The 16,702-nt window shown below is 46.4% G+C and carries 12 protein-coding genes; 2 read left to right on the plus strand and 10 right to left on the minus strand.

All coding sequences use genetic code 11. From position 1 onward, the window contains the following. Positions 1-138: 138 nt before the first annotated feature. The 9 genes from PMW67_RS09090 to PMW67_RS09130 form a co-directional block, all read right to left on the minus strand. Positions 139-492: a DUF2304 domain-containing protein gene (locus tag PMW67_RS09090; RefSeq protein WP_117786521.1), complete on the minus strand. Its 354-nt coding sequence runs from the start codon at positions 490-492 to the stop codon at positions 139-141. Beyond that, the gene (locus PMW67_RS09095; protein WP_271739581.1) at positions 492-1,238 is read right to left on the minus strand and encodes a glycosyltransferase family 2 protein; all 747 of its coding nucleotides are present in this window, start codon (positions 1,236-1,238) and stop codon (positions 492-494) included. The genes PMW67_RS09090 and PMW67_RS09095 overlap by 1 nt, the downstream gene beginning before the upstream one ends. A gap of 315 nt (positions 1,239-1,553) precedes the next feature. Continuing rightward, on the minus strand, positions 1,554-3,530 hold the full coding sequence (locus PMW67_RS09100) for a DUF2142 domain-containing protein (RefSeq protein WP_158564980.1): 1,977 nt from the start codon (positions 3,528-3,530) through the stop codon (positions 1,554-1,556). Positions 3,531-3,642: 112 nt separating this feature from the next. Further along, entirely contained in the window at positions 3,643-4,788 is a 1,146-nt protein-coding gene (locus tag PMW67_RS09105; RefSeq protein ID WP_117786524.1) for a glycosyltransferase family 4 protein, read from the minus strand. A 33-nt stretch (positions 4,789-4,821) separates the two neighbouring features. Beyond that, positions 4,822-5,682, minus strand: coding sequence for a LicD family protein (locus PMW67_RS09110; RefSeq protein WP_158564979.1), 861 nt, complete (start codon positions 5,680-5,682; stop codon positions 4,822-4,824). Between the two features lie 4 nt (positions 5,683-5,686). Beyond that, positions 5,687-6,931: a lipopolysaccharide biosynthesis protein gene (locus tag PMW67_RS09115; protein WP_124786114.1), complete on the minus strand. Its 1,245-nt coding sequence runs from the start codon at positions 6,929-6,931 to the stop codon at positions 5,687-5,689. A 44-nt stretch (positions 6,932-6,975) separates the two neighbouring features. Then, positions 6,976-7,923: a glycosyltransferase gene (locus tag PMW67_RS09120; protein ID WP_158564977.1), complete on the minus strand. Its 948-nt coding sequence runs from the start codon at positions 7,921-7,923 to the stop codon at positions 6,976-6,978. A gap of 373 nt (positions 7,924-8,296) precedes the next feature. Next, positions 8,297-10,366 carry a L,D-transpeptidase family protein gene (locus tag PMW67_RS09125; RefSeq protein WP_271739584.1) on the minus strand — a complete coding sequence of 690 codons (2,070 nt, stop codon included), beginning with the start codon at positions 10,364-10,366 and terminating at the stop codon, positions 8,297-8,299. A 42-nt stretch (positions 10,367-10,408) separates the two neighbouring features. After that, a complete protein-coding gene (locus tag PMW67_RS09130; protein ID WP_271739585.1) occupies positions 10,409-12,580 on the minus strand; it encodes an NlpC/P60 family protein in 2,172 nt (723 codons plus the stop codon). Between the two features lie 165 nt (positions 12,581-12,745). On the opposite strand from PMW67_RS09130, the gene PMW67_RS09135 reads away from it, so the two are divergent. After that, positions 12,746-14,518 (plus strand): NTP transferase domain-containing protein, encoded by a 1,773-nt coding sequence (locus PMW67_RS09135; RefSeq protein ID WP_271739587.1) that lies wholly within the window; start codon positions 12,746-12,748, stop codon positions 14,516-14,518. 2 nt (positions 14,519-14,520) lie between these two features. Then, positions 14,521-15,462 (plus strand): DMT family transporter, encoded by a 942-nt coding sequence (locus PMW67_RS09140; RefSeq protein ID WP_117655878.1) that lies wholly within the window; start codon positions 14,521-14,523, stop codon positions 15,460-15,462. Positions 15,463-15,523: 61 nt separating this feature from the next. Here the strand turns inward: PMW67_RS09140 and PMW67_RS09145 are convergent. Continuing rightward, positions 15,524-16,702 (minus strand): C39 family peptidase (locus PMW67_RS09145; RefSeq protein WP_271739590.1); only part of this gene is annotated, 1,179 nt, incomplete at its 5' end.

Genomic DNA, 16,702 nt, shown 5'->3' on the forward strand with positions numbered 1-16,702 from the left:
TGTTGGCTAAAATGGGTCGGCCGGGATTGGTCAATCTCGGCCGACTATATTTGGCTAAAATAATCCGACGCTAACACACAAACTTAGGAGCCCTAATGAGGGATAGCCGAAGGAACTGAATCAAACCATGTATTGAGCTCATTCATGATCAGACCTTTTCTCAAGCTCTTTTTCGAGCAGGGCAATCCTATGAGTAAGGTTTTTGATCGCCAAAACATGACGACTCGCGGCAACGCTAAGAGACAGAGAGATTGCAAGCAACAGCACGATTGCACCCAAAAAAAGGAAATTGGCCGGGTTGACAAACCCAATAGCTGTTGAGCAACTATAAATAATCTGAGGACATAAATCACAGATCAAGGCCGCCATACACATCAAAATCCACAGCAAAGAGTACTTAAGAAGCATCTTTCCGTTGGACACGAGACGTAAAACATAGACGAGGAATCCGCCGAAAAAGAGGGCCGCACCAATCCTCAAAATAAGATTCATTATTTGTCTCCCCTATGAACCCAGCACACAAGGATAATGGCTAACGTAACCTTGACCATATAGTAGACGGAAGAGAAGCCCCCGATAGATGAACGTCCACCTTGGCGCTCATTCATCTTTACAGGCGCTTCCATAACGGGAAGACCAAGCTTCATAGCCAAAGCAATCGACTCTGGCTCCGGGTAGTCATCAGGATAACTCTTGCAGAACAGGTCGATAGCATCTTTATTGCAGGCCCTAAAGCCAGAAGTGGGATCGGTGACCACCTTACCCGTAAGCAACTCGAGCAAAAATGAAAGCCACCTGATTCCAACACGACGCATAAAAGTTGATTGAAAACCATCAGTCTCAACCAGAAATCGAGAGCCTATCGCCAAACTCGCACCGCTCTCAATCAGCTTTACAAGCTCAGGAATATAAGAAGGATCATGTTGGCCATCGCCGTCAACCTGAATGTCGATATCATAGCCAAATCTCTGGGCATATTTATGGCCCGCTTGGACCGCTCCACCGATACCAAGGTTCTGCGGCAAATCCAATATGTTGATACCATGCTCTCGACAAAGCTCAAGCGTTGTATCTTGTGAGCCGTCGTTGATTACGACATAGTCATAACCCGCAGCTTTTATAGCTGCAACGGTATTGAGAATGCACTCCTGTTCGTTATAGGCAGGAATTATTACGAGAACACGCAGATGTCCTTTTGAACATGTCGTTGAAGTAAAAGACAATCGAGATTCATCCATTCCAAAAACAGTTGGCTCTTAGCGACGCCCAAAGAATTTGCGACTCTTACAGTCCAACGCATAGCTTAACTCAGACTTAAGTTTACTGTATCCTGTCTAACCATTAGGAAGTTACATCTCAAGCTTAGATATTTAGCTTGCTCAACTAGGGCACACATGGAGTCCCCATCCATCACCGCAGGAAAAGGACCCCTTGCAGTTCTGCCTCAAATACGGGGCGCATGTCCTGAGCGAACCCTCAACGCCGTCCCATTCGATCCAATCGAATCCAACTAATTGCCCACTCCTACTATAACCATGACCTATATCGCTAATTTAGAAAAAACGGATATACAGAAGCTCGAACATCACAAAATACAGCAGCGCAAATGGAGCCCCGAGCATAAAGGCTGTAACTTTAGCCTTCACCTCCTCATCGCAGTAAATAGGGAACCTGAGCAATAGACAGGCAAAAGGTATTATCAAAGGTATGAGATATCGCGCTTGGACACCCGCAACTGTCTGGCTTCCAACTCCTGTAAAAGCGATGTATAGAGCCAAAGCAACTAGGTGGCAAGTAGCAAGAACCAGGAATAGAGTCCAAACAATTCCGCAACGGCTAAGCTTTATTTTAGTATCTTTTTCATTATCAATAATGCAAATAGCTTCAAACAGCATGATGGGGAGATACGAAAGCCATGGGAACAGATTAGACACGTCCCCAAGATAAGCCATATTCGTTGATATTGAATTGAGAAACGCCGGGGTCAGCATCGATCCAAAAACGAAATTCGAGATTACAGCTATAGTTCCAACTGGATTTGCAAGCACTCCCGTCGTTTGACCAGCCGTAGAGACTTCGGAGCCACCACGTGCATCAGAAATATTATTTACGACAGATGAGAAATATGGCGTCAAGAAAGATAGGATCATAATGGCACAAACGAATAGAGCAGTACCAATCAAGATACGTCTTTGCTTGCTTGAAACATATTTATTTGCAGGAATTAAAAGCGCAAGTCCAAATAAGGGAAAATAAATCGCTTTAGCTGCAAACCCGATTGCAAAAGATAGTAGAAATGCGAAGAACGTTTTAGCAGAAATATCCTCTTCAGAAATAAGCATCTTCAACAAAAGAGCTGTTCCTAGCAAACTGAACGATATCACACAGGGATCATACGAGTAACTGGCTGCCATTAACACAGCAGACGGGAACAACGCAATACAAGTGAAAAGACATTTTCTGCAAGGGGCTATACGAATTGCGATTCCGCAGATAACTGCATACGCAAACAAATTAAAAATTTTACCCAATGCAAATTTGATAGAGAATGGGAGATGAAGCAAGCGACCCAAACAAAGGCCGATAGATGAAGGAATATAGGCAATTTTAGAAAGAGCCACACTATCAAAACAATTAAAACGTTCGATACCTTCAGCTAAATCATTTTTATCAGCCTCTCTGACCAATTGCTCAACAGAGCCACGGTTAAACTCTCTTGTTTCATCTATTGGGTACTTACCCAAAGCTGCATCCAAACTAAAGCCGTCCCCCATATAAAACTGCTCGACTATCATTCGGTCAGAATTTGTTATTTCAGCATTTGTGAGGTAGGAAAAACTGTTTGCATTTCCATAGTGGACCTCATCATCCCATGTCAAAAAATTTGTAACGGGAAAGCAAATAATTACGGATAGACCAATTGAGACAATGCATGCGAAAGCGAACAGTTCGGGCTTCAGATAAGAAATGCCCCCATTAATAGCAATCAATCCGATCAAAACCGTAATGGGCAAAGCAGACGCGAACAACACCGTCTTTGACTTATCGAGCGGAATGCCAATAAAAGCGATTAAAACAGCAAAGCCAACAAAAACCGCCAAATAAAAGAAACACTTCTTAGCATCAGTTTTCTTAACCGAGGTTACGAAGCTCTTCATCAGGCCATAGCAAAGCTCAATTCCCTGGAACGCTAAAACTAAATGAAAGCATATAACCAGACCTGAGATATTCCATGCACCAAGACCGAAGGGGCCAAACGTCTTCGCGCCAGCCAATATGATGAAAACTAGCAGAAAGCTGCTGAGGATACTGGACGCGACGAGAACGGTTATCTGACGAATAGCATCACCGCTCGACTGTGATTTCGGTTGCAAATATAAGCACGCAACAGCAACGACATCGCAAAAGAGTTCAAGAATGAATAGATTTAAATTCTTATAGTGCAATGATGTCGCGACAGCTAACAAAAGAAGTCCCAGCCCAAAGATGGCAAGCGCGTACTCGCTTTTCTTAATTGCAGGATTATTCAAAACGTGCATCTCCAACTAAAGACAAAATCGAATAGGATAAGTCGACAATAACAAATTCGGGTCTTAGATCCAACTTCACTCAAAAGCTAAGTAAAAGCCAGCCAAGTATCACTTAGCAAATACAAAACGCCTTCTCGACATCTATAGCAGTGGCGTCCCAGCTATATCGATTTTCAACAAGGGCCCTAGAGTTTCGAGACTGTAGAGAAAGCAGCTTTCGATCATCAAAAAGCCTGCATAATGCCGAAACCACCTCATCAGATGACATGGACTGAATTATCGTGCCGTAGCTATCATCTGGAATAAGCTCGTGCGCGCCTCCCACATCTGTTACCACAGCAGGCGTTCCGCAAGCTGAAGCCTCAAGAAGTACCGTCGAAAAGCCTTCGGACCGAGTTGGAAGACAAAGCACATCTGCTTGCTGAAGTAAGGAGGAAATGTCCTCTGCGCTACATCTCCCAAGCCAAAACAAGTTCGACGAACAGGCTTCCTTGACTTCATTGGCCAGCGGACCATCCCCTGCAAGAACAAAACAAATATCACGCTTGGTAATATCCTTTGCGCGAGCTGCCTCAATAATTGAATAAATTCCCTTTTCAGGAATAAACCGCCCAACAAAAGCCACAACTAAAGATGATTGAGGGACACCTAATTCTGATCGGAAATCTCTACCCGAAGAGATGCTCCTATAAATTGAAGCATTGATTGAGTTCGATATTACGCCCTTTGCACCGATATTAAAATGCTGAAGCCATTCAACGCTTTTAGAAGAAATCCCATAGAAATCAGGTTCAAACGTCTTTACGCGATCAGTAATCCAATCCTCATATCGGCGCACAAAATAATCAAGGAATGGCTGATTGAAAGAAAGATACGCTGAACCATGGTCGAGAACGACGGCCCTAGTGTTATGGTCCACAGCAAACTTCAGCCCTTCGAGTGAGAGGGGGAAAAGCCTCGTGTTGATAAGTACGCCGTCCCACTCATAATCATCAAGGCTTTGCAGGAGCCGGTAATAATCGCCGGTTTTTTTGGGAAGAGGAAGCCTTCCATCAAGCAATGAAATACATGGAAGCCGAATTATCTCGAGACCGTTTTCGACTGAATGACCGACTCCTACGCGCATTGAATCATTAGTAACGATAACCACCCTGTCGCCGCGGGCAGCTAGGGCATGAGCGAGACCATCGACAAAATTGCCAATTCCACTAAGTTGCGGGTGATAATGATGGGTGAAAATACAAATAGAAGAACTCATTACATAACCTCATCTGGTAAAGATTTCATATCCTTAATTCTGCGCAGTCCAGACTTCACCATCCCCAAAGTCAAGCAGAAGAGGAAGATGGGTATGTCGATTTTCCGGCTCCGGAATTTTCTTCCATTCGCCATACATCGTTGTAAGATATTTATCCGTCATACGAGGAACGGGGAATTCACTGCCTTCGAAAACCGCACTGCTCAGAGGGAAAATCTCTGAAATAGGCACTGGCGCCATATTCGGCCAGCTTAACGTCAGACAATAATCAGAGACCTCACCCGTATTTGAGTCGGCAATACAGGAGTCGAACAAATCCTGGTAAGAGCATGCGCCTCGAGAAACCAGTCGTTCCACTACGTGTATAGCAGAACAACCAATTTGCTCGAGTTGTCCAAGGAACCCTTTATGAGGGACAACAATGGAAGAAGAGTGATATAAATAAGCTCTTTTCTGTGCAATTGATGCAGTTCGGACTTGTTTTGCACGAAGGCGTTTATCTGTATAGAGCTGGTCATATGGAAAGATGTCGACAAAAATACCCATCGAACTGGAAGCCTCTCGAGCCTCCTGATTCTCGAAGCGAGTTTCATCGCGATACACCTTAGCAAACATCGCAGCATAGCCAATAGTATTCCGCGATGTATGGAGCGAATATCCTTCCGGTAAACCATCCTCGGCTAAAGAGCAAAAGCGGTCATAGTCTGAACGCATCATTCCGATATCTATATCATCATCCCAAGGGATAAACCCCCTATGACGCATTGCTCCTAAACATGTTCCGCCATCAAGCCACCACCTGATGCCGTGCTTAGAGCAGAATGCAGCGACAACCTGAAGGATATCCAATTCAGTGTTTTGAAGCTTTAATAGCGCGTGAGCTTTAGACATCATCGGCCTATCTCTTTTCCCCAAACCATTCTTGCGTCTGTTTCCCCAAAACAAAAGACTGATAAATAAGGCAAATAGCATTGGATATAAGCGCCGTTACAGTAGGGCCATTTAAGCCAAACAACACTTGCGCGGGAGCCATGACAGCAACAGCACTGATTAAGGACAATATGCTGCCAACAAATACCCCTCGGTAGTTATCAAGAGAAACCAGCAAATCGTTGACAAACCAAGCAATGCCAGTCAAAAAGGCACAAGCCAACATAGGCTGAAGGAGATCAGAATGTTTGGCTATTCCAGCGCCATAAAACAAAGACAGCAATAATTTGCCGAAAAAGAAAAGCGCAACTGCTGATATGACGCCGACAAATAAAATACCGGCAAGTATTTTACCTATAAGCGTAAAAAAGGACTTTTCCCTAGAATAGTAACGCTCTACTAAATAACCTAATAAAGGATTATAGATATACGTCGCACCCATTTGGATAATTGCCACGGGAGCAGCAACTGATGCATAAATGCCTAGAGCAGAATCTCCGAATGTATAAGATAAATACTGCCTTGGAATATTCGGCGCCGCAGAAGCAGCAATGCCGCCCAGAACGATGGGCAAACAGCCACATAGGAAAGCTCTGACCTTCGCTTGGGTAATTCCAAGTTTGATTGCAGAGATTCGATTTGATCTCGGATAATCGTAAATAACACCGATACCTATAGTCACTACCGTCATTAGCAACAATGCACCTTCGAGGCTATTTAACAGCCCAAAGACAACAATGAACGAAAGGAGAGAACCAATGCCCTGCATTATGAGGGATTTCCCAATATAGTCCATCCTATGGCCAACCTGATCATTGGCATGCATGACATCAATAACTAAGCCGGCGGTTTTATAGAGAGCATACAAAAGAACAGCAGGCACCGTATCAATACGACACGTCGCAATGGAATAGACGGCCAACATTGCAAACGCCATAAACGTAGTAAAGAAACGAAAAGTCAGGTATTCACCAGCAGAGTTTTTCCTTTCAACATCTGCAATTTGTACCGTGTACATCCTGTATTGGGCCAATTGAGAAAACATGTTGAAAATAGACATAGCAAGGGAATAAATTCCAGCAGCACTATATCCATCAGACAGTCGAACGACCAATATAGTGATTAGCCATTGACAGCCTAAATTCGTCAACGAGCCAACGGTATTCCAGAACATATTGTGTTTAATCGAAAGAGTCTTCTCTGTGGCTTCCACAAATATAAGCGCCCTTCTGAACAAGTCGCGATTCGGATACGAAGCTATTTTGCTTCTTTAATCATGTTTAAAATCAAAAGAAACAGCCAATTCGGTACAAGTCGCATAACGATTTCAGCTTTAGCAATGGACGGGCAAGCTCGTCGATATTTAAGCAAGCCAATTATGGAGCGTCGCTCTCTTGCATCGGCGAACCCCATTATTTCCTTTAGGTGCGGTGAATCAGGAAATCTTTCGGCAAATTGCTTAGCTGTATCAACCCTGTTTTTAACTCTTGTTAAATACCAATCATCTTTTGAAGCAACACCCGCAAGGAATCCAGTTTCATTCCCGCCATGTCGACGATACTTAACCAAGGGAGTCGTTGTAAAACTGCACTTCCCCAGTTCGCTGCAGCCCAATGTCAACCACAAATCATGTGCAGTGGATTCCGGAAAGGGAATCATCGACTTAGCAGCACTCGCATCTAGCATGAGAGCCATACCAATGCCGTAGCATACACTTGCAGCCTGAATAGTAATATCCTCTCCGGAGCACCAATTTACTTCAGGCGAATTTGGATGAGCTTTTCTGTAGCTCTCTACCAGCATGTTTCCGTTTTCGTCGATTACCGATCTATCGCAAACATCAAGAATTGAGCCTTCTTCTAGCATATGGTTGAGCGAAACTTGAACTCTGTTAGGCTCCCAAATATCATCTTGATCGCAAAATACTACGTAATCCCCTTCTGCCAAAGAGAGTAGTGCCTCGAACGATTTGACATAACCGAGATTTTTATCGCCATGATAATAACGATAGGCGTTTTTCTTTATATGCTCTTGGATAAACCCCTCTAAAGAGGCCGATTCGGGGCAGTCATTTCTGACCAAAAGCGTAACCGGAAACGTTTGTTCATCAATCGAATCAAGTTGAGCGGCGAAAAACTTAAGATCAGGTTTATATGCTGAAAGAAGTACGCATACGCCTGTACCATTTCCCTTTTCTATTTCCAAAAATCCTCCCAAAGTCATGTTTTCAAGATTAGCAAAGCAATCATTAGAGATTTAAGGTGTTGTTTATTACGCTCAAAAAAGACAGGAGAAGGCTCGGCCTTTAGATAATACATGGCGGCAAATTGAATGGTGCTCCCGTAATTTTTAACACCAACACCGACATCTCGCCCCCCTAGAGGGAGCGAGATGGTTGGCTTTTCAAAATAATCTGAAAAGGAAGCTCGTAGAGAATTAAAATCCTGCGCACCGGAAGTGCATACAGTTTATGACTGCCTTCTCATGAAACCGCTTGCCAAATCAAAGCACCTCAATTGGAAAAGAGTCCCTTAAGAATCAGTGTCTTTCTCCCACCTTTAAAGACACTTGTCCAATATCAATAGGAAACAACCTTTGTTCCATAAGGTATGTTATCGTAAATCCATTTTGCGTTCTGGATCTCAAGGCGCACACATCCTGCAGAGGATGGAACGCCCATCGTGGGATCCATCACCCGGTTACTGTTGACGTAGTAGGGCGAAGAATGGAATAGATAATCACCGTAGAACTGTGTGTAGTAATAGCAAGTATATCCATGCCCAAAGGAGTATCCCTTTCCGTAGACTTGGTACTCCCCTATCACAGTTGGCGTACTGGCTTTTCCCGTCGAACATACATATCGACGGTTTAAGGACCAATTATTCCATGACCCAGTGTAGATGCTCGTGATACAACGCGACGTATCGACAAGTATCAGCCAATTTGTATTGCTTGAATAACTTTGAGCTTTAGCGTCCATATAGTCTGACACCCACGCGCCGTTAGCCATGAAGTAATTCCAGGATCCGTCCACAACGCGCCAGCCAGTAGCCATAGCCCCACTAGCATCAAGCCAATACCAGGTGCCGCCCAAATTGAGCCATCCCGTCTGCATATAACCAGACGAATTCAAGTAATACCAATATCCGTTAACGGCAACCCAACCGGTTTTCATAACGTAAGTAGATGGATCTAAATAGGACCAGGAGCCATCCTTGCTCAGCCAGCCAGATCGTGCATAGCCAGCGGTCTCATCAAAGAAGTACCATTTTCCGTTAACGTTCTGCCAGCCGACGCTCAAGGAGCCATTAGTCGGATCAGCATAGAAAATGCAGCCACCAAGCGTCACGAAACCGCGCGCTTCGACCAATTCGCCATCGCCGTTTGAAGTAAATAACTTCCCATTGCGCAATGTTCCGCACAACGAGCAGTCAGAACCAGCAAAAGCCTTAGACGGACCATCCTGAACCGAGTCCTGGACATCTACCCATTCACGACAAGCAACAGCGCCTGAGCCTTTTGCATAATAGCTTTTCCCATTTACAGAAAAATGCCCGAGCAGCATTTTGCCGTCGACGGCAGGATCAAGATAATAGTATTGGCTACCGTCCTTCAGCCAACCCGTCTTTACAATACCCGATGCATTAGATGGCTCAGCGTAATACCAGTCTCCATCGCTCATAAACCAGCCGAGTGACAGCGCTCCCGTTGAAGAAAAATGATACCGATTCGATCCGATGGAAAAAAAGCCGGTAACCATTCTATTGTCATTTGCGATATCGAGCCAATACCAAGCGCCGTTCACCGAACGCCAGCCCGACGCAAGTGCGCCGGAACCGTCTGCGTAATACCAGTCCGTACCATCAAACGCCCAACCAACAGCCATTGCACCGGAATCCGATAAATAATAACGTGATGAGCCAACGGAAACGATTCCCCTAGACATAGCACCATCATTGGCGGGATCAAGCCAATACCAGTTATTGCCAGTTTGAAGCCAACCGGTTAAGACTTCACCATTGCTACCCCAATACCATAAACCGTTATCAAGACACCATCCATTAATCAGTCCATAGGTTCCAAGAAGATAAGGATGCCCATCGATAACACGTCGCCCAGTAACCATGGAACAGCCGTCAAGGGAGTCAAACCAGTACCATTGGCCTCCGATAAGCTGCCAACCATTTGCCAAAGCGCCTGATGGACTCGCGTAATACCACTTATTGTCAGTAAAAATCCAGCCGCAACTCATCGCGCCGTCACGAGCGGGGTCCAAATAAAACAACGAGCCGTCAACATTCTGCATTCCGGTCAAACGGCAGTCGTCAAGATAGTAATACCAGGACAAACCGTCCCATTGCCATCCAGATAGTTTTTCCGTCGTCGACGAGTCTTGGCTTTCGACAACCTGTGGATTCGAATCTTCCGCTGTTTTGCCAGCATAATCGTTGGAATCTTGAGCGAGACCGCCGCCGACAAAAGCACCCGACCCTTCCGTCGAGTCGCGCTCTACGATATCGTTATCCGCCCCCTCTTCCACGGCATAAGCAGTGCAAGAAAACGCGGGGGCGAAAACCGAGAGCGAGGCGGATAGTAGCACCAAGCCGATTGCTCGCCAGCAAATTCGATGATCAATCCGAGCATTCATTTCAGGCCCCCAACCGGTACCGACTGTCTTACAAGGAATCAATTAGATAAACGGACGGGCTGCGCCGATCACATTTCCCCTAGCGCTGACGGGATGAATACCGACACCCTGATGAGGCCAGGAGTCAATCATCATACCGCCGCCAAGTGCGATTGCGATATGCCCGCGATAATAAATCACATCGCCACGCTGAATCGAGCTGGTGCTCACGGGCATAAAGATGTTGCTTCGATACCAATTCATCGAATTGTAGGTTTGGCTTGGATCCCAGCGATGGTTATAAGGGTTGTAAACACCCATATCCATGCCAGTAGCATAAAGACATTGCAAGACAAAACCAGAGCAATCAACAGCCCCGCCGGGAGCGGTAGACCAAGGCTCAATATATTGCGTACCGATATATTCGTAAGCACGCTGAATAAAGGCATTCACGCAATCTTCCCGCGTCGCTTCGACAGAAATGCGAGAAGGAGTCACATAGGTAAAGTAGCCAGTGCAGTAGCTAGGCAACTGAACAGTCCAAGAGCTGACCTGGGGATACTGCGGAGGATTTTGCCAGCCAACCTTGTCGCACTGGCCATCGCTCCAGAAAATTCGACGCACGCCATCGATGGTTCTTGCGCCTGTTGCCATAGCACCGCTGCCGTCTAGCCAATACCACTTACCCGAATCTTTAAGCCAGCTAACATGCATGCTGCCGTTGGAGTCAAGGTAATACCATGTTCCATTGAGGCATTTCCAACCAGTTGCCATTTTTCCGTCGGCGTTTAGGTAATACCATGCACCGTCAGTAAAAACCCATCCAGTTTTCATCGCACCAGAATCGGCATCAAGCCAATACCAATCGCCATCAATCTGCAGCCATCCACGATGAATGACGCCCGTCCCCGGCTCAGCATAAAACCTTTGATTTGCAACATTAACCCAACCGGACGCAACCTGCCAGCCATCAGCTCCAGCTGTTTTTAGGATAGTACCGTTTTCGCGGATCACATCTTTGCAAAGATATCCATTGCCATCGGCATATCTTTCTACGCCGTCTTTAACGGTAATCCAGCTTGACACCACAAGTCTACCGCTCAGGTTTGCGAAACAATCGTTGCCGCCCACCTCAAATAAGCCCGTTTTCATGAGATGGCTAGCAGGGTCCAGGTAATACCAACTCACGCCCTCTTTATACCAGCCAGAAATAAGCGCGCCAGATTCAGAGGCAAAATACCAGCCGTCCTCGGACTGAGCCCAACCAATAGCCATAGTCCCATTCGAATTCAAATAATATGCTGCATTGCCAAGGTCTAAATACCCAACAGACATTTTGCCGTCGGAAGCCGGATCGAGATAATACCAGGTTCCGTTAACGAGTTGCCAGCCAGTGACCGCAATACCATTAGAGCAGTAATACCAATCTACTCCATCTTTGAACCATCCATTTACGAGGCCATAGTCGCCAAAAATGTAGGTACTTCCATCGATCTCGTGACGACCTTTGAACATAGCCAGCGTCTGAGAGTCAAAATAATAGCGAGTCCCACCTATCGTCTGCCATGACGAAGCAAGTGCGCCCGATGGATATGCCCAGTACCAATTCCCGTCAACGAGAATCCAGCCGGTTTTCATAGCACCAGTGGCATCTAAATAGTATTTCCCGCTCCCGAGGTCGACAAAACCAACCTGCATTATATGGGTGGCAGGATCCAGGTAATACCATGTGCCGTCTTGATAAAACCAATCAGCAGCTAAATCGCCTCCAGCATTGGCATAAAACCAATTTCCATCTGAGTTACGTAGCCAGCAGTTCTGATATAGCGCGCCAAAAGGCGTTGCGGCATTGCCGTCATTCGCATAAAACGAAGCAGTCGATCCGCCAGCATCGGTCACATTGAAATAACCTGTCTGCATTGCACCATCATTGGCCGGATCAAGCCAATACCAATAGCCCCCGCTTTGCAGCCAGCCAGTTTGGTGTTTACCGTTTTTTCCGTAATACCAAACTCCAGACGACTCGTCTCGTTGCCAGCCATCTTTTATGACGGAAGAATTATCAGGTTGCAAATCATCGGAAACCACAGAAGAAAAATCCGCTTTTGACTCAATACTCTGAGCCTCAACGGAATCCTGTGCAAACGCGACATTCGCACTCAGGGGCAAGCAGCAAGCAGTGATTAATGACGCAGCAGCACAAACAAGCGTGGCCTTCTTTTCGAATCGATACATAAGCGACCCTCCCAGATATCCTATTTCGTTATTTTAATCCACCTTTCGAGATTGATTTTCGCTACTTTCTGTTCAGTCTATGTAGCTAAATACAATTGATTGAACATATCGTTCAATCATTCTATTCTTTTCCTAAGCAATGAACATCTTAATTGGAGGCCTGCAGTGGAACTGACCAAGCGTAACTTTACAGTTCTGTACGAATACCTAAAGAACCCATATGCCAGCCAGCGAGAAGTTGCCGAGCGCACCGGCCTTTCACTTGGATCAGTAAACGCAGCGAATAAAGAGCTCACGAATGAGGGGCTTCTCGAATCGGACAGCCTAACCGACGGCGGTTACGAAGCGCTTCATCCCTATAAGGTTGAAAACGCAGTGATATTGGCTGCGGGGCTTTCGAGCCGCTTTGCTCCCATTTCGTATGAAAAGCCCAAAGGCCTTTTAAAAGTACGTGGTGAGATCCTCATTGAGCGACAGATTAGGCAGCTGCAAGACGCAGGTATCAGCAATATCACCGTCGTTGTCGGCTATAAAAAAGAATATTTCTTCTATCTCGAAAGCAAGTTCGGCGTCTCGATTGTCGTCAACAACGAATATGCATCCAAAAATAACCACGCATCGCTTATGTGCGTAAAAGAGCGGCTTGGCAACACCTATATTTGCTCAAGCGATGATTACCTTCTAAACAATCCGTTCGAAGCATACGTTTGGAAAGCATTTTATTCTGCTCAATATGCTGAAGGCGCCACCAAAGAATGGTGCATTCAAACCGGAGCAATGGACAGAATTACCAATGTTACGATTGGCGGTTCCGATGCTTGGTATATGCTCGGACATGTCTACTTTGATAAAGCCTTCTCGCTTGCATTTAAGCAGATTCTCGAAACGGAATATAACAAGCCCGAAACAACGGACAAGCTTTGGGAAGATCTATATATCGAGCACATCAAGGAGCTCGATATGGTTATCAAGAAGTATCCTGAGGGCGAGATCAACGAATTCGATTCTCTTGATGAGCTGCGTGCCTTTGATCCGCATTTTATCGAAAACGTTGACTCCGATATTTTCGATAACATCGAGCAAGTGCTCGGCTGCTCCAAATCAGAGATTCACGACGTTTATCCCCTTAAACAAGGTCTTACGAATCTATCGTGCCACTTTAGAACCAATGACGGAGAGTACGTTTACCGCCATCCGGGAGTCGGGACCGAACTGCTTATTAACAGAAATGGAGAAGTAGCCGCACTTAAAAAGGCCAAGGAGCTCGGCCTTGACGACACGTTCATTCATGAGGACCCAAAGCGTGGTTGGAAAATTTCGAAGTTTGTACCCAACGCAAAGCAGCCTGACCCGCATGATCCTGCCCAAATGAATCGAATGATGCAGATGTGTCGTTCGCTTCACGAGAGTGGTGCAAATGTTGAAACCGAATTTGACTTCTACCTCGAAGCGAAGCGCTACGAATCACTTCTTCTGGAAAAAGGTCCCATCGACATTCCAGGCTACAGGGAAATGTCCGCCGAAATCGATGAATTGGAGCACTTTGTACAGGCCGATAATGCACCAAAATGCCTTTGCCACAATGACTTCTTTTACCTCAATTTCCTTATCGATGAGAACGACAAGTACTATCTCATTGACTGGGAATATGCTGGCATGAGCGATTACGCAAACGATTATGGAACATGCAGTGTCTGCTGCGAGCTTTCCGAAGATGAAGTCGACCGCGCGCTTGATGCATATTTTGGGCGCAAGGCAACAAACAACGAAATTGCGCATAACTATGCGCACATTGCCCTTGCAGGATGGTGCTGGTACCTCTGGTCTCTTCTGAAAGAAGCCGAAGGCGACTTCGTGGGCGAATGGCTCTATATCTACTTCAATTACGGTGCCAAATACCTCAAAAAGGCACTGGAGATCTATCGGAAAGGTGAGTAACGATGCAATTCGGCTTTTTTAGCGGTCTTCTTTGGGGCCTTGATACAGTAATTCTTGGAATCGGCTTGGCGCTTGCGCCCTATATTGGATCGGCGGAAGCGCTTGCATGCGCCTCCATTGCGGGATCCTTTCTCCATGATGCCTTCTGTGCAATTTGGCTCTTTGGCTACATGGGAGTCCGAGGCAGACTAAAAGACACGCTCGCTGCACTTAAAACTCGTTCAGGCAAGGTCGTCATCGCCGGCGCCCTACTCGGTGGACCTATCGGAATGACCGGCTACGTATTGGCAATTAATAACATCGGAGCTGCCTACACGGCAATCATCTCCGCCTTCTATCCCGCAGTCGGAGCATTCCTTTCCTTCGTACTGCTGAAGGAGAAAATGGGCAAAGGCCAGATTCTTTCCCTTCTCGTTGCTCTTTGCGGTGTAATGACGATGGGCTATCTATCGGCCGGATCGAGCGAGATTGCAAATGCCCCCCTCGGCTTACTCGGCGCAGTGCTTGCCGTTATTGGATGGGGATCCGAAGCGGTGCTGTGCGCATGGGGAATGAAAGATGATGCCGTTGATGACGAAACAGCTTTGCAAATCCGCGAAACTACAAGTGCGCTTGTTTATGGAGCGCTCGTACTCCCCCTCTTCGGAGCATGGCATTTCACGTTGGGCGCTATCCCAAGCATGCCCACATTGATTATTGCACTCGCCGGACTCGCAGGAACTGCATCCTATCTGTTCTATTACAAGGGCATTGCGGCAATCGGAGCAGCGCGTGCGATGGCTCTGAATATCTCCTATTCGGCATGGTCAGTGGTCTTTGGCCTGATCTTGCTTGGAACAATTCCCGACATGGCATCCGTAATCTGCTGCGTTGTAATTGTATGCGGAACAGTTTTGGCAGCCAGTAACTGGGACGAACTATTTGGACGTAAGAAGACGGCGTAGCTAGATTAACAATGTAGCAAAAGGGGAGAGCTCGTCGAGCTCTCCCCTTTTAGCATCATAGCTATTCAATTACCACGGCCTGGCTATCCATCTGTTGCCACGTGCCGAAGAACACTTGGGCATTTCGCGTAACATTGCCGTTAATCGAATCCGAAAGATAGACAATTCCCTGCTCGTCATCATAGCCTTTAAGGACTACGGCATGATTACCGCCCCACAGACCATAGGAATGCCCGTTATACCAACGCGCAGCATAACGGCCTCCTGGCCAACTTCCCCATTCGGTATTCCACATCTCAACAGGTTGACCACAGGTCAGCCTGTTCTTAATGGAAGAAATTGACGAGAAAGAGACGTCTTTTGCCTGCTTGCCACTTCCAGCAGCACGCAGAAAGATATTACCAGCAATAGTAATCGCAGGTGCGACGCATCCCATGAGACCCCCGCTGCTACGCCTTGGATTGCCATCAAAAGCGGTAACAAAATTGCCATTACTTCCCTTGGGCAAATAGTAATCCGCAATAATCGTCTTACCTAAACCGAAACCATAGTAGTTAAGCAAGTTTGTAAGGGCAACCGACTCACAGCCAGTAGGAAGTTCCGGGTACTGCGAATAGCACGGGACATCGACCCAAGCGCCAACCATTGCGCCGGATGAACTGAACTTGTAGTCAGTAGAGCCGATCCAATACCAACCGTTGCTCAACATTACTCCCCCACGTGCGGCATCAAGGTAATACCATGTGCCCCCACGGGAAAGCCATCCCGTTTTCATTATGCCAGAAGCGGAATCTAGCCAGTACCAGTTACCGCCATCGTTAAGCCAGCCGGTCGCCATTCGACCATCCGAGTTAAAGTAATACCAAGACCCAGCAATTTGCTGCCATCCAGTCAGAATTACCCCATTAGCAGAACAATAATATCGAGAACCCTGACTCTCAATCCAGCCCGTTCTGGCATTACCGTCATCGTCAATCAGCTGGATTCCCGAATCGGTCATTATGCCTTTAAGGTCAATTGCGCCGCTGGATGACGAATGATACATCCAAGACCCATCACCGTTTGACCAGCAATTAGCCATCATCTTGCCGGTACTATTAAATATGTATTCACATGATCCGATAGTTTGAACGCCCGTGGTCATGGCGTGCGTCGAGGGGTCGAGCCAGTACCACGTACCGTTTAGGTTGAGCCAGCCGGAGGCGAGGGCGCCGGAGCCCGTCGCGTAGTACCAGGTGCC

Origin of the sequence: Collinsella aerofaciens, assembly GCF_028209395.1 — a bacterium.
GTDB lineage: Bacteria > Actinomycetota > Coriobacteriia > Coriobacteriales > Coriobacteriaceae > Collinsella > Collinsella aerofaciens_AZ.